This window comes from Rhodoferax sp. GW821-FHT07G04 (genome assembly GCF_059418585.1).
The window spans coordinates 620,511-633,980 of record NZ_JBWKQD010000002.1 but is presented as its reverse complement, the minus strand read 5'-3'; the positions used below and the strand labels follow the sequence as shown (position 1 = coordinate 633,980).

12 protein-coding genes are annotated in these 13,470 nt (G+C 63.5%); 7 read left to right on the top strand and 5 right to left on the bottom strand.

Annotation, left to right across the window (positions count from 1 at the left end; genetic code table 11):
- Positions 1-23 precede the first annotated feature (23 nt).
- The 3 genes from AC07OO_RS12090 to AC07OO_RS12080 are packed head-to-tail and all read right to left on the bottom strand — an operon-like array spanning position 24 to position 5,186.
- Positions 24-1,286, bottom strand: a complete 1,263-nt coding sequence (locus AC07OO_RS12090) for an FAD-dependent oxidoreductase (protein ID WP_495082353.1) — start codon at positions 1,284-1,286, stop codon at positions 24-26.
- Entirely contained in the window at positions 1,286-3,814 is a 2,529-nt protein-coding gene (locus AC07OO_RS12085; protein WP_495082352.1) for a DUF6493 family protein, read from the bottom strand. Before AC07OO_RS12085 ends, AC07OO_RS12090 begins: the two co-directional genes overlap by 1 nt.
- 16 nt (positions 3,815-3,830) lie before the next feature.
- On the bottom strand, positions 3,831-5,186 hold the full coding sequence (locus AC07OO_RS12080; protein ID WP_495082351.1) for an SWIM zinc finger family protein: 1,356 nt from the start codon (positions 5,184-5,186) through the stop codon (positions 3,831-3,833).
- A 218-nt stretch (positions 5,187-5,404) separates the two neighbouring features.
- On the opposite strand from AC07OO_RS12080, the gene AC07OO_RS12075 reads away from it, so the two are divergent.
- The 4 genes from AC07OO_RS12075 (at position 5,405) to cuyB (ending at position 9,291) form a co-directional block, all read left to right on the top strand.
- Positions 5,405-6,382, top strand: a complete 978-nt coding sequence (locus AC07OO_RS12075) for an OmpA family protein (protein WP_495082350.1) — start codon at positions 5,405-5,407, stop codon at positions 6,380-6,382.
- 85 nt (positions 6,383-6,467) lie between these two features.
- Positions 6,468-7,478 carry a 2-dehydropantoate 2-reductase gene (locus AC07OO_RS12070; RefSeq protein WP_495082349.1) on the top strand — a complete coding sequence of 337 codons (1,011 nt, stop codon included), beginning with the start codon at positions 6,468-6,470 and terminating at the stop codon, positions 7,476-7,478.
- 34 nt (positions 7,479-7,512) lie between these two features.
- A complete protein-coding gene (gene cuyA / locus AC07OO_RS12065) occupies positions 7,513-8,523 on the top strand; it encodes a D-cysteate sulfo-lyase (protein WP_495082348.1) in 1,011 nt (336 codons plus the stop codon).
- 3 nt (positions 8,524-8,526) lie between these two features.
- Complete coding sequence (gene cuyB, locus AC07OO_RS12060) at positions 8,527-9,291, top strand: cysteate racemase (protein ID WP_495082347.1); 765 nt, start codon at positions 8,527-8,529, stop codon at positions 9,289-9,291.
- Here the strand turns inward: cuyB and AC07OO_RS12055 are convergent.
- A complete protein-coding gene (locus AC07OO_RS12055; protein WP_495082346.1) occupies positions 9,256-9,666 on the bottom strand; it encodes a YidB family protein in 411 nt (136 codons plus the stop codon). The two genes, cuyB and AC07OO_RS12055, sit on opposite strands and share 36 nt — an antisense overlap.
- 44 nt (positions 9,667-9,710) lie before the next feature.
- The gene (locus tag AC07OO_RS12050) at positions 9,711-10,526 is read right to left on the bottom strand and encodes a mechanosensitive ion channel family protein (RefSeq protein ID WP_495082345.1); all 816 of its coding nucleotides are present in this window, start codon (positions 10,524-10,526) and stop codon (positions 9,711-9,713) included.
- A 229-nt stretch (positions 10,527-10,755) separates the two neighbouring features.
- On the opposite strand from AC07OO_RS12050, the gene AC07OO_RS12045 reads away from it, so the two are divergent.
- Genes AC07OO_RS12045 through AC07OO_RS12035 form a run of 3 tightly spaced genes read left to right on the top strand, consistent with a single transcriptional unit; the run spans position 10,756 to position 13,447 of the window.
- Complete coding sequence (locus tag AC07OO_RS12045) at positions 10,756-11,178, top strand: DoxX family protein (protein ID WP_495082344.1); 423 nt, start codon at positions 10,756-10,758, stop codon at positions 11,176-11,178.
- The gene (locus AC07OO_RS12040) at positions 11,175-12,347 is read left to right on the top strand and encodes a S41 family peptidase (RefSeq protein ID WP_495082343.1); all 1,173 of its coding nucleotides are present in this window, start codon (positions 11,175-11,177) and stop codon (positions 12,345-12,347) included. Before AC07OO_RS12045 ends, AC07OO_RS12040 begins: the two co-directional genes overlap by 4 nt.
- On the top strand, positions 12,347-13,447 hold the full coding sequence (locus tag AC07OO_RS12035) for a S1C family serine protease (RefSeq protein ID WP_495083341.1): 1,101 nt from the start codon (positions 12,347-12,349) through the stop codon (positions 13,445-13,447). The genes AC07OO_RS12040 and AC07OO_RS12035 overlap by 1 nt, the downstream gene beginning before the upstream one ends.
- The last annotated feature ends 23 nt before the right edge of the window (positions 13,448-13,470 follow it).

Below are 13,470 nucleotides of genomic sequence, written 5' to 3'. Positions count from 1 at the left end.
AAGCCCGTCCGCTTGCGATCTGGCTAGGCTTGCAACCTAGCAGCTTCTAACCGCTGCGCCAGCCGCTTGGCCGAAGCCACGGCACTCTCCAGCAGCGGTATGCCCAGCGCCGCATACGAGCCGCAGAAGAACACGCGGCGCCCAGCCTCTGCATGCAGGGCCTCCAACTGCTGCAGGTTGGCCTGCGTGGCCAGGTCGACGATGGGGCGTTGCAGCACGCAGTCTTGCAGCACCTGACCCGCGGCAGGCTCCCGCATGGGATTCAGCGTCTGGAACAGCGGGCGTGCATCCTTGTAGGCCGGTAGCAGGCGGTTGACCCAGATGCTGACCATGGGTCTGTCGTGCTGGGGTGACATCACATAGTTGACCGGCCCCCAGTCGGCGCGTGCTTTAGGCATCAGGCTCGCATCGTGGTGCATGAGCACGCGCACCGTGCCATAGCGCACGGCCTGCAGCACGGCGCGCTCTGCGGGGCTGGCATCCGCCAACAGCGCAATCGCCTGGTTAGCCTGCGTGGCAAAGACCACGCTGTCAAAGTCTTCGGTGCCGCCGTCTTCCATCGTGATGCGCATGCCCTTGACCTGCCGCTGCACGCAGCGGATGCGCGCATCCAGCCGCAACTGCGCCACGCGCGCCGACAAGGCTTGCGCAATGGCTTGCGCGCCACCCACCGCGCGGTAGACGCTGGAGACGACGAAGTCGCGGTTGAAATACCGGGCAATCACATCGGCCGGGTAGTCGCGTACCTCTTGGCAACTCACCGTGTTGATGCCGGCAAAGGCGGGCACCAGAAAGCGGTCTGTGAAGTCGCGGGAATACTTTTGCAAATCCAGGTAGTCACCAATCGTGCGGTCCTGCAGCGCGCCTGCGGTCAGGGCCTTGGGGGCCTCCCACAGAAAGCGGCCCAGGTCGAACACAATCTTGCGCGGCGCGCTGCGCAACCAGGTGGTGGGCGTGATCCAGGGCAGGCTCTTGCCCAAAGCCCGTAGGTTGCTGTAGCGGAAATACGTGTCACCACCCAGGTCGCTAAAGCCTAGCGACGCATCCAGCGGCTCCACCGCCACACCGGTCTGCGCCAACAGCGCAAACAGCTCGGGGTAGTAACCGGGGTAGATGACCCGCAGCGGCACATCGACCACACCGCCCGGTGCCTGCATACTGTGTGCGCCTATGCCCATGCGGGGCTGGCGCTCGAACAGCGTGACCTGGTCGCGCTCGCCCAAGAACCATGCGGCGGCCAGGCCTGCCATGCCGCTGCCGATGATTGCGATTTTTTTCTGCGCCATTACGCCAGCATATCCTTGAGCACAGCCTTGCCCTTGCCGCCCAGACGCATGCTGCCCAGGGCCGTGCGCGTGCTGGCGGGCAGGGCTAGGTGGTGCGCCAGCTTCAACTCCAGAGCCAGCTCCAGCAACGGTGCCAGGTCTTTGCGTGGCGCATCGGGTTGCACCTGCACCATGGTGCACAGCAGGCCAAAGACGACCGTGGGCATGGACGCATGGGCCTGCGCGGCTGCTGCCAGGCTCTTGGCATAGCGCGGGCCTTTGACCAGCGGTGTGGCCCACAGGCGGGCCAATGTGCTACCCAGGGCCACAGCGTCCAGACGCCCGTCTTGCACGCTCTGCACCAGCGCATCCACCGCCAGCGCGGTCTGGCCCGGCTCTTTGCCGGCCAGGGCCACAGCCAGCGTCAGCACCGCCATGGGCGTCATCGGGGTGGTGGGCTGCAGCAGCACATCCAGGTAGGCGCGGTTTTGCCATTGGGCTTCCCACCAGTCGATGTTGTTGCCTATTGCCTTTACGGCTTCCGCAAAAAAGGGCTCCAGATCGGTGGGCAGCAGGCTGGCCGCAAAGCGGATGTGGGAGGCCGCGTGCTCAGCCGCACCCCAGCTCTCCCGCGCTTTCACATGCTTGGCGCACAGCAGCGCGGTGTAGTCGTGGTCGTGCGTGGGCGGTTGTGGCTTGGGCGTGCAGGTGACATGCAGGGTGTGGAACACATAACAGCCTTCATTCGGCTCCGTGCTGGTCACATGCCAGTCCATCTGCAGGCGCGCGCGCACCGGTGCCAAGCGCATCTGCGCAAAGGCCTGCTCGGCCGCCGGCAGGCGCGCACCTGCGCGTTGGTAGGCGGCGGTGCGCTCGGCAAACAGCGCAGGGTCTATGAAGCCGCCGTGGTGGGTGGGAGACGACAAGGGCGGCAGGCCCAGGCCCTTGGTGGCCTGGTCGATGAGGCTGTAGGTGCGCCAGGCGATGAAGTTTTCGGTGTTGACGGCTTCGTCGGGCTGCAGGCGCATTACGCCCTCTGCCGTGTCTTCACCGTCCACAGCGCAGGCCATCAGGCGGGCCAGCGCAAAGCCTAGGGGCTTTTCGCTCCAGGTCAAGCGTTTGGCGCGCTTGTGCAGCGCCGCGAAGGCTGGGCGGTCTGCTGCCGGCAGGGGGGCCATGCGGACCAGGGCTTCGGCGGCCCGCTCCCAGGTGTCTATGTCTTCGGGGTTCTCCAGTGCATGGGCAATGGCCTCCACCAGATCGGGGATCTGGGTCAAGGGCTGCAGGGCGCGGCTGGGGTCTAGCGGAGATAGTTTCTCTGCGGCGGGCGTGGTTGACGTCGGTGCCGCTGCGGGGGACGGCTGAGGCTGGATCGGGGTTGTCGCGCCCACCAATTTGGCCAATGCGGCCCGGTTGGCTGCGGCCACGAAGGGCATATAGCCCTGTGCGGCATCTAGGCCTGCAGCGTCCAGTCCCCAGGTCTGCAAACAGGCAATAGTCTTCTTCTGCACGTCCGCGGCCGTGTGAGCCAGCGCGTGCACGGCGATGGCGCTGACTGCGTGGGCCTGCTGGGGGGACCGCTTGACCACTTGGCCCAGCAGATCCAAAGCCGCCAGCACCCGGCCCTTGACCGCCGAGGAGATGACCGGTTGCAGAGCCTCACACAGCGACTCGTCACCCACTTGGCCCGCCTTGTAGAGCAGCGCCAGCGCATCGGTGGCGAGGCTCACAGTGGGCGCAATGCGGCTGTGGCACAGCGCCAGGTAGCGGTCGGCAAAGGGTGACATCTCATCGACGGTGGGCGCCAGGATGTCGTGGAAGCGCGAGAACCAGCCCGACTTGAACTGCGGCCAATCGCAGGCCAATGCGCCCAGGGTCTTGTCCAGCAGTTGCGCACGGGTGTAGACGCCACGTGCGCACAGCGTCAGAAAGGCGTGGCTCCAGTACAGCTCGGGGTCGTGGCAGTATTTCTCGACCGCCGCAAAGCTGCCGTCAGACGTGCCTTCGCGCTCAAACAGGCGCAGCAGCACGGGCGCCAGGCCAGGATCAGCCTCCACGTGCGCGAGCACGATGTTGGTTTCCTTGCGCAGGTCGCCGAAGAACAGCGCGTCCAGGTATTCGTCGGTCTGCGGGCGCTCCACCAGGCCGGCGATGATGGCACGGTGGATGTAGTGCCGGTAGTGCCAGTGGTGCTCGCCGCGCAATTGCTTGTCCACCGGCTGCGCCGAGGGCGCGGGCTGGTAGCGTTGCCGGTAGGTGGTGATATCTTGTATGCCGATGTGCTTCCAGTAGTCGGACGGCGGGTGCTCGGCCGAGCACATAAAGCGGGCCAGTTCAATGGCGCGGAAGACACGGTTCAACTGGGCCTTATCCAGGTTCTTGCGCATGGTCCAGCGGTTGAAGACCAGGCGCTCCATGGCCGGGCGGTTGGCGGCGCGTTCAGCGGCGTCCATGGTGTCGACCAGGTCCATGACACCGGTGATGTCGCCGGCCAGTATGCGCTTTTCCAATGGCGAGTCGTAGGTGGGTTCTGCTTCGGCGTTTGGCATGCGGGAGTCGGTATGTTCAAGAAGGGGAAGCGGTGGCCGCGGCCTGGGCGGCCAGCACATGCTTGCAGGGGCCACGCTCGCCCTGGTGCTTGGCAAACCAGGGGCAGGTGCAGCGCAGCTGACCATCGCGCTCGCGCACGTGGTAGTGCACGTCGGCACTGCGCACCTGGGCCTCCAGCGGTGTGGTGGACAGCAACTGCACGGCACCCTCGCGCAGAAGTGCGCGCGCATCAGCCAGCCGGGGGTGCATGTCTTCCAGCGGGCCCAAGTCAAAGGGCAAGACGCGGTGGAAATAGGCTTTGTGTTCCAGGTCAAAGCCCAGCAGGCCGCAGATGCCCAGCACATGCAGGGCGTGGTCTACATCGGCCTGCGGCCATTGCAGTTGTGCTGCCAGAGCATCGGCGCGTAACGCATCTTGCCAGTGGAGTTGGGCGCGCAGGGCCGACACGGGGCGGCTGTCGTCCTCCAGCACCAGCGTGTGCAGGCCCTGGCCTTCGCCTGAGAAGCCGCGCCAGACTTCGGCGCTGAGCACCAGCGTCAGCCGCATGGTGCCAAAGTCCAGGCACCAGGCGCTAGCCTGTTGCTGCGGGTCGGCATACAGGCTCAGTGTTTTGGCTTTGGGCAGCAGGTTCTCCAGCAGGCGCAGGCGGCTGCTGTCGGTGAAGCGCACGCTGTTGCTGCCATCGCCCTGTGTGGTGGTGCGCAGGCCCAGCGGACCCATCGTCACCCATAGCGGCGTCTTGCTGGTCGACGCCTTGGGCAGGCTGCGCACAAAGCGCAGTGCGGGGACGGCGTCCACTTCAAAGACCTTGTGCATGGCCGCCTGGTAAGACTGCACGGCCACCATGCCGCGCAGCCAGCGCAGCGGCAGCTCTACTTTCTTCTCCACCACCGAGGCGCCGGCCGTGTGCAGTGCAAAGGCGGCCTGGCCGACCGACAGGGCCAGGCCATCGGCGTCGCGCACTTTGGCCAGCGCAGCGCGCATGGGGGCGTTGAAGTCGATATTGGTTGTGCCCTTGCCGACGATGTCGCCCGCATAGGACTGGGGTTCCAGGTCCACGCGGATGTAGGTGCTGCAGCAAGCCGAGAAGCCCTCCAGCCGCAGCATGCCGCCGCCGGCTGTGACCACCGGGTCGGCCAGCGCAATCGCCAGGCCCACGCTGTTGGCCGGCGTGAAGAAGCGCGAACCCACCAGCAGGTGCACGGCACTGAGCAACTGCGCTGCCAGTTGGGGCTGGTGCAGTGTGCCTTCAAAGAAATGCGGGTTGGCCAGCGTGCCGGGCGATGAGGTGGCTAGCCGGACGTGCGGCCCCCCCTCAAAGGCCAGCGACGAGGGCTCTGCATAGCGGTAGGTGTGGGCGAAGTGGGCCATGGGCGCAGATGTTAACGAGGCCTCAATATACCCATTTTGGGTTATGTGGGCGTTGCAAATGGCCTCTTCTGAGGTGTTTTCAGCAAAATATGCCACTAGCCCTCGTCAGGTGGACCTGAGGTGCTATGAAAAATGTAACAAGCCGTATGCGGCAGCCGTACAGACGGCGAAGCCCGCTAAGCTTTATCTTCTTCCCATCACTTGGAGAGTCTGGTTCCATGCAAAACCTTGTCCTGCGTTGGCTGTGCACTCTGTTCTTTAGCACCATGCTCCCTGCCGTGGCCGCACCCACCTATGGCGAGGCCCCCGGCGCCACCGACCACCCGCTGGTCGGGCGCTTCAACGGCGCCGTGCTGCACAAGGCTGGCGTCATCAGTTTCGAGCATGTGGACGTCAAGCTGTCCGACAAGCGTACCGAATCGGCCGAGGGCAAGGTCTTCAACTACTACTACCTGGGCCCCAAGGGGCATTCGGACCTGGAGGTATTCCGCAACTACCAGCAGTCGCTGGAGAAGCAGGGCTTCAAGTTCCTGGCCCTCTGTGACGATGCCCCGGCCTGTGCCAAGCAAAATTTGTCGGCCCATGCGCTGAAGTGGACCGACGACGCACGCGCCTTTGTCGGTGGCAGCTTCTTCATGAACAACCTGAGCGGCGGGCGGCCCTTTCGCTTCCTGATGGCGCGCCTGACCCGGCCCACCGGCGATGTGACCGTGGTGCTGACGATACGCGGTGGCTACTGGGCGGACCGCGGCTTTGACACCGACTACTTCGTGCAGGTCATCGAGGCCCAGCCGCTGCAGGGCGACCAGGTGAGTGTGGTCAAGGCCGACACGCTGGGCAAGGGTTTGGCAGCGGAAGGCCGAGTCGCGCTGTATGGCATCTTCTTCGACACGGCCAAGGCCGACATCAAGTCCGAGTCCACACCGCAGTTGGAAGAGATGGCCAAGCTGCTGGCCCAGTCGCCCAAGTTGCAGGTCTTCATCGTGGGCCATACCGACAACCAGGGCGGTGTGGATGTCAACCTGGCGCTGTCGCAGCGGCGCGCTCAGGCAGTGGCGGCGGCACTGGCCAAGGACTACAAGGTGGACGCCGGCCGCCTGTCGGCCCGCGGCGTAGCCAACTTCGCCCCCATGGCCAGCAACGAGACCGAGGCCGGACGCGCCAAGAATCGGCGTGTGGAGTTGGTGCTGCAGTAAGGGCCGGCGCAATAAAACGGCGGGCCCTAGGCGATACTGTGCGCTCCAACCCTATTCACATCCTCGTTAGCGAAAGCCGCTTGATATGCATTTCATTGTTGTAGGCGCCGGTGCCATTGGCTGCTATGTAGGAGGCCGGCTGGCGCTGGCCGGGCAGCAGGTCACGCTGGTGGGGCGGCCCGGCATTCTGGGGGAGATTGCCATCCATGGGCTGAACGTATCCGACATGGACGGCTTCAACGCCCGCGTGCCCGCCGACAGGCTGCGCTTTGCAGTGGCCTCGACCGATGTAGACCGCGGCGGCAGCCAAACGCCGGTCGTGCTGCTGTGTGTGAAGGGCGGCGCCACGGCCCAGGCTGCCGCCGAGGTGGGCGCGGTGTTTGGCCCCGGCACGCTGGTGGTCTCGCTGCAAAACGGCGTGGACAACGTGCAGCGCATCCGCGAGGCCGCGCCGCATCTGGAGGTGGTGGCCGGCATGGTGCCCTACAACGTGGTGCTCAACAGCCCGGCCAAGGTCCACCGCGCCACCACGGGCCATTTGCAGATTGGGCAGTCTGCCCTCAGTGCCGAAGTGGCCGCCTGCTGCAATGCCGCGGGCCTGCCCATGGAGGTGATGGCCGACATGCAGGCCGTGCAATGGGGCAAGCTGCTGCTGAACCTGAACAACCCGGTCAACGCGCTGTCGGACCTGCCGCTGCGCGAGGAGCTGATGGACCGCAATTACCGCATCGTGCTGGCCGCGCTGCAGACCGAGGCCCTGCGCGCCATGGATGCGGCGGGCATTGTGCCGGCCAAGGTGGCCAGTGCACCGCCGCGCCTGCTGCCCAAGATTCTGAGCCTGCCGGATTGGCTGTTCAATCTGGTGGCCGCACGCATGCTGCGCATAGACCCCACGGCCCGGTCTTCGATGTGGGACGACTTGCAAAAAGGCCGCACCACCGAGATCGACGACCTGTGCGGTGCCGTGGTACGCCTAGCCCAGCAGCACGGCACAGCCGCACCGGTGAACGCGCAACTGCTGCAACAGGTGCAAGCCCACCGTGCTGGTGATCGGCTCAGCGGTGCGGCGATGCGCAGCCTGCTCAAGCTGTCATGAATACATAACGGAATTGACTGCGGAGACTATTGCGATGAATCTTTCTTCCTTTGCGCGCGTGCGCCTGACCCAGGCACCCACACCGTTCGAGTTTTTGCCCAACATCACCAAGGCCTTGGGCGGCCCCAATATCTACATCAAGCGCGATGACAACACCGGCTTGGCAACCGGCGGCAACAAGACGCGCAAGCTCGAATTCCTGATCGGCGAAGCCCTGGCGCAGGGCGCCACGCATGTGGTCACGCAGGGGGCCACCCAGTCCAACCACGTACGCCAGACCATAGCCGCTGCCAACAAACACGGCATGAAAACCACGGCCCTGTTGGAGGAGCGCGTCAGCGGCGCGCATGCCGATTACTACAGCAGTGGCAATGTGCTGCTGGACCAGATTTTTGGCGCCACGCTGGAGACACGGCCTGGTGGAGTGGACATGAACCACGAGCTGATCGCCGTGGGCGAGCGGCTGCGCGCCGCGGGCGAGAAGCCCTATTTGATCCCCGGTGGCGGCTCCAACCCCATTGGTGCCTTGGGCTATGTGGTGGCCGCACAGGAAATCATCAACCAGACCAATGAACTGGGCCTGCGGGTGGACTGCGTGGTGCATGCCACCGGCAGCACCGGCACCCAGGCCGGCCTGGTGGTGGGCCTGCAAGGCGCCAACAGCCGCATACCCGTGTTGGGCATCAGCGTGCGCGCGCCGAAGGAGCGGCAGGAAGACAATGTGCGCAAACTCGCCCGCCAAACCTGGGAGCTATTGGGCATGCGCGGCGCCTTCCCCGATGACACCGTGGCAGCCAATGCCGACTACGTGGGCGGCGGCTATGGCGTGCCCACCGACGGCATGGTCGAGGCGGTGCAACTGCTGGCCCGCCACGAAGGCATCCTGCTGGACCCGGTCTATAGCGGCAAGGGCTTTGCCGGCTTGGTGGATCTGGTGCGCAAGGGCCACTTCACCAAAAGGCAGAACATCGTCTTCCTGCACACGGGCGGCGCGGTCGGCCTGTTTGGCTACCGCAGTGTGCTGGCGCCGCAAGCCGCGTTCTAGCCAATGGCTGCTACAGAGCCACTGATCGGCGTGTTGGGTGGCATGGGGCCGCTGGCCACGCTGGACTTTTTGCAAAAGCTGATCGCCGCCACACCCGCGCGGTGCGACCAGGAGCATGTGCCCACCGTGGTCTGGAATGTGCCGCAGATACCCGACCGGCAGAAGGCACTGGCCGGTACCGGCGAATCGCCCTTGCCCGCCATGCTGCACGGTATTGCACAGCTCAACGCAGCGGGCGCGACCCGCATCGTCATTCCTTGCAACACGGCGCACGCGTGGTTCGATGCGCTGGCCAGTGCCAGCCAGGCACCGCTGATCCATATCGTGCAGGCCAGTCTGGATGCCTTGGATGCAGCAGGTGGTTTGCCTGCCGGTGCCGCGGTGGGACTGGTTGCCACGCGTGGCACGCTGGATGCGAGGCTGTACCAAGCACACCTGGAGGCGCGGGGCATCCCATGTGTGGTCAATACGTCGGAGGAGTTGGATGCCTTGTTCACGCCCGGCTGCTATGCCATCAAACAAGGTGAATTGCAGCGGGGTGGTCAACTGCTGGAGCAGGCCGCGCAGCGGTTGGCGGCGCGGGGCGCCCAGCGCCTGATGTTGGCCTGCACCGAGGTGCCAGTGGGCCTGGCCCATATTGCGTCGGATCTGCTGACGATCAGCATCGACCCGACACAGGCCCTGGCCGACGCCTGCCTGGCCTATTGGCGCCAGGCCACGCAGGCACCGCGGTCAGCCCTTGAGCAAACCGCCCAGCAGGCTGGTTAGATCGCTGGCATGGCCCAGCCCGCCCTCGGGCACGGCGCCGTGGGGTGTCAACTGGTCGATCAGGCCGGGCAGCATCTGCGCCAATTGCCCCGATACCTGAGAGGGGTCCAGGCCCAACTGGCTGGCGATATTGCCCAGCGTGCCGCTACCAAAGGCGCTGGCGATCTGGTCGGCCGAGACGGGCAGATTGGTGCCATGGCCGATCCACGAATTCACGATATCGCCCATGCCGTTTTGGTGGAACTTGTCTACCAGGCCGCTCAAACCACCCAGCTCCGAGTTATTGGCCAGCAGGCCGCCCAATACGCTGCTGAGGCCGCCGTTCTGTTGCATTTGACCGGCCACTGCGCCCATGACTGAATCCAAAAGTCCCATGTGTGTTCTCCTGTTGATGTGAAATGAAATAGAAGAAAAGAAGCCTAAACCGGGTAGACCTTGACCGGGCGTGTCGCCACCGGGAAGCCCGCGGCACCCAGCGTATCGGCGATGGCCTTGTTGGTATCAAAGTAGACCTGCCAGTAGTGGTTGGTGTGGCAGTAGGGGCGCACGGCCAACTTGGGACCGAATTCGTTGAACTCCAGAATCTCCACATCCACAGCGGGAGACTGTGCGATGTTGGCCACCTTGGACACAGCCTCCTTCAACAGCGCAATGGCCTTGTGCGCATCGGCACTGCCGGCCAACTGGGCCACCAGCTCCACACGGCGGTGTGGGTTGGACGAGAAGTTCTTGATGTCGCCACCCATGATCTTGCCGTTGCCCACAATGGTCTTCACGTTGTCGGGCGTGTTGATGGTAGTACCGAACAAACCCAATTCCAGTACGGTGCCTTCGATACCGCCCACGCCCACATAGTCACCTACTTGGTAGGGGCGCAGCACCAGCAAGAAGATGCCCGCCGCAAAATTGCCCAACAAGCCGCTCCAGGCCGCACCAATCGCCACACCGGCACCTGCCACCAGGGCGGCAAACGACGTGGTCTCCACGCCGAAGTAACCCAGGATGGCGACCACCAGAATGATGTTCAACGCAACGGTGATGAAGCTCACCAGGTAGCGCTGCACGGTAGGGTCCAGCTTGTGGCGCGTCATGCCTGCGCCTACCAGCGTGGTGACCAGGTTGATGAGCCAGCGGCCAATCACAAAGACGGCAATGGCGCCCAGCGCCTTGAGCCCAAATGCCACCAATATGGGTTGTGCTTGATCGATCCAGGTGGTGATTTTTCCGGTGTCCATAGGGGCTCTCCGAGGGGGAAGAAGTTGAAAGACGGCAGTGTAGGGGCGCTATGGCGAGTGCGGTGTGACAGTCCATACCGCAAAGCGGGACAAGCGTGAAAAATTACGCAGTTGGGGCCAAATGTTTCCGAGCGCATGCCCCGGGGGCGGACCGAGGTTGGCACCCCACGCGCCATGCTGCCGGCACAAGGGGCTCGATTACAGTAGCCCTCTACCAGGAGACAGACACATGATTAAGAATTGGTACAAGCTGAGCCCCAGCGACCCGCTGCGGGGCATTGACATCGTGCGCATCGGCGTGGCGCTGATCATCCTCATGCACCCCTTGCACGGTTTCTCGCACCCCGAGGACATCCCCGGCTTCGGCCGGTTCTTGACGTCTCTGGGCTACCCCTTGGGCCTGCAACTGGCCTGGACGGTGTTGCTGTTGCAAACGGCCAGCAGCATTGCGTTGGTCCTCAACCGCTGGGTGGTACCGGCCTGCATCGGGCATATCGTTGTTGTCTGCTTCGGCCTGGTGCATGTGCACTGGCCCAATGGCTGGTTTGTGGTGGGCGGAGGCGAGGGTGGGATGGAGTGGGGTTTTATCTTGCTGACCTGTTTGTTGGGTGTGTTGTGGGCCTATTGGCCCCGCAGGCTTGGCGCAGTATGAATCCGCGCGCACGGGCGATTGCCCTGGCTTGCATGCTGCCACTTGCTGCCGTCGCGCAGACCGCACCCGAACCCCTGCCCAAAGACGAGCTACGGATTCTTGCGGCAACCTACCAGTTTTTGCGGGAGTCTTTCGTCACCCCGCTGTCTGGCGAAGAGATTCTGCAGGCGGCTCTGCGGGGCATGGTCAAGGAACTGGACCCCGAGGGGGGAAAGTTCTTTCTGAAGAGCGACTTCGAGCAGATGAAGAATGTGCCCAGCCCCACAGAAGGAGTGATTGGGGTGGAGTTGGGTGTGCGCCATGGCGAGGTGGTGGTGGTCGCACCGATAGAAGATGGGCCGGCCGACAGGGCTGGCGTTCGGCCGCAGGACATTCTCCAGGCAGTGGATGGAATTCCCACCAACGGTGACTTGAACAGGGCGGTGCAATTGCTGCGGGGTGCACTGGGTAGCATGGCGAAGCTGACGCTGCAGCACCCTGGCGAGTTGGGTTCGCGGGAGTTCGGTGTGGAACGCCGCAAGGTGCAGATCGCTGTCGTGCGGGTCACTGCGGTTGCACCGGACGTGGTAGCTTTAAGGATCAGCACCTTTCAGCAAGACACGCTGGAAAGAGTGGCAGCTGCGCTATCAGCACAATGGACTCGCCAGCCCTTCAAAGGAATAGTGTTGGATTTGCGTCGCAATGCGGGTGGGCTGTTGGATACCGCAGTTGGCTTGGCGTCTCTCTTTCTTCCGTCCGATAGCCTGGTTGGCGAGTTGCGGGAACGGAATTCCAGCAGGAGTTTCCGGGCTCAGCCCAGAGACTATTCAAGGACAGGAGGGGACCCGTTGATTGGCGTTCCACCCGATGTGCGCAAACTTCCTCTGGCGGTGTTGGTGGACGAGGGAACGGCGTCCGGCGCCGAGATTGTGGCAGCGGCTCTGCGTGACCACAAGCGTGCACAGATTGTGGGGCGTAAGTCCTATGGGCGGGGCAGCGTCCAAACGTTTCGGAGTCTCGACACAGACCACGGAGTCAAGTTCACAACCGGGTATTGGTACCCTCCCTCCCAAATGAAAATTGACAAGCTCGGTGTGCTGCCGGATCGCCTCGTTGAAGCGGCAGACGCGCAGCGGGTCATCGAGATTGCGGTCGATGAACTGCGCAAGCGGATGCATTCAGCCCCGTGATGTTGTTCTTCTTTCGCCCCTTTCCGGTCGTATGCCTTGCCATGCTTCTGCTGGCAGGCACCTGTGCTTCCGCGCAGAGCGGGCGCCCCGATCCACTTGTGGAGCGGTTTCGGCACTCGGTTGTCGGTATCGTCGTTACGGCACCCGTGCGAGCGCCCGACCCGGCAGCGGATGCGCTATTGGCGAAGTTTGGAATACCGGCTGGCAACAGGGACGCTGCGAATATTCTGGCGAGCCGGGAACCTGGGACGCAAAGGGTTGCGGGGTCGGGGGTGCTGGTGTCCGCAGACGGTCTTGTGTTGACCGCACTCCACGTGGTTGACCGCCAGCAAAGGATAGAAATTCACACCGATAGGGGCGCGGAGTATGTCGGAAGTCTCGTGTTGAAAGACAGAATATCGGGCCTTGCGCTGATCAAAATCCAATCATCGTTGGTGTGGGAGCATTTGCGCATTGTGACGCCCAAACAGCCGGTCTCACTGGGTGAACCCATTGTGGCCGTTGGCATGGTCTCGACCGAGGGCGGGTGGCAACCCGCAACGGCAGAGGGTGTCATCACCCAACTCGAGCAGACGGAGACGGACGACTCAGCCGAACTCCAGTCTTCTGTTTCGACCTTGGGAGGATTTCTGCAAGGAAGTCCTTTGGTTCGTGCGAACTCCGGTGAAATCGTGGGCATCAACATCGCCCGATGGACCTGGGGGACGCAAGCGGGCAAAACGAGCGCGTCTCCCATAGAGCCATTTTTGAAAGTAGCAGCGGACTTCCGGGCCTATGGCCGTGTCATTCGCCCAAGTATCGGCATAGCATTGAGCCGGCTCAGCGCCGAGAATAGACAGGCCCTGAGTACCTTTGACAAGGCACTGAGAGGCGGCGTCTTTGTTATGGATGCAATCCAGAACCAACCAGCGCAATTGGCGGGCCTGAAGCGGGGCGATATTGTTGTACGGCTCGACGCCAGTGAAGTTTTGTCGGTGAAGGGCTTTATGGGGGCGCTTCGTGAACGCAATGCGGGTGACGAGATCGTGCTAACTGTGTTCCGAGACGGAGCGCTGCTATCTATCAAAATCAAAACGGTAGAACTCCGTTCACCGCAGTGACCTGGTTTAAGACCCCGCCCAAA

Coding starts and splice junctions, on each gene's coding strand:
- AC07OO_RS12090 (WP_495082353.1), bottom strand. CDS start 1,286: ATGGCGCAGAAAAAAATCGCAATCATCGGCAGCGGCATGGCAGGCCTG.
- AC07OO_RS12085 (WP_495082352.1), bottom strand. CDS start 3,814: ATGCCAAACGCCGAAGCAGAACCCACCTACGACTCGCCATTGGAAAAG.
- AC07OO_RS12080 (WP_495082351.1), bottom strand. CDS start 5,186: ATGGCCCACTTCGCCCACACCTACCGCTATGCAGAGCCCTCGTCGCTG.
- AC07OO_RS12075 (WP_495082350.1), top strand. CDS start 5,405: ATGCAAAACCTTGTCCTGCGTTGGCTGTGCACTCTGTTCTTTAGCACC.
- AC07OO_RS12070 (WP_495082349.1), top strand. CDS start 6,468: ATGCATTTCATTGTTGTAGGCGCCGGTGCCATTGGCTGCTATGTAGGA.
- cuyA (WP_495082348.1), top strand. CDS start 7,513: ATGAATCTTTCTTCCTTTGCGCGCGTGCGCCTGACCCAGGCACCCACA.
- cuyB (WP_495082347.1), top strand. CDS start 8,527: ATGGCTGCTACAGAGCCACTGATCGGCGTGTTGGGTGGCATGGGGCCG.
- AC07OO_RS12055 (WP_495082346.1), bottom strand. CDS start 9,666: ATGGGACTTTTGGATTCAGTCATGGGCGCAGTGGCCGGTCAAATGCAA.
- AC07OO_RS12050 (WP_495082345.1), bottom strand. CDS start 10,526: ATGGACACCGGAAAAATCACCACCTGGATCGATCAAGCACAACCCATA.
- AC07OO_RS12045 (WP_495082344.1), top strand. CDS start 10,756: ATGATTAAGAATTGGTACAAGCTGAGCCCCAGCGACCCGCTGCGGGGC.
- AC07OO_RS12040 (WP_495082343.1), top strand. CDS start 11,175: ATGAATCCGCGCGCACGGGCGATTGCCCTGGCTTGCATGCTGCCACTT.
- AC07OO_RS12035 (WP_495083341.1), top strand. CDS start 12,347: ATGTTGTTCTTCTTTCGCCCCTTTCCGGTCGTATGCCTTGCCATGCTT.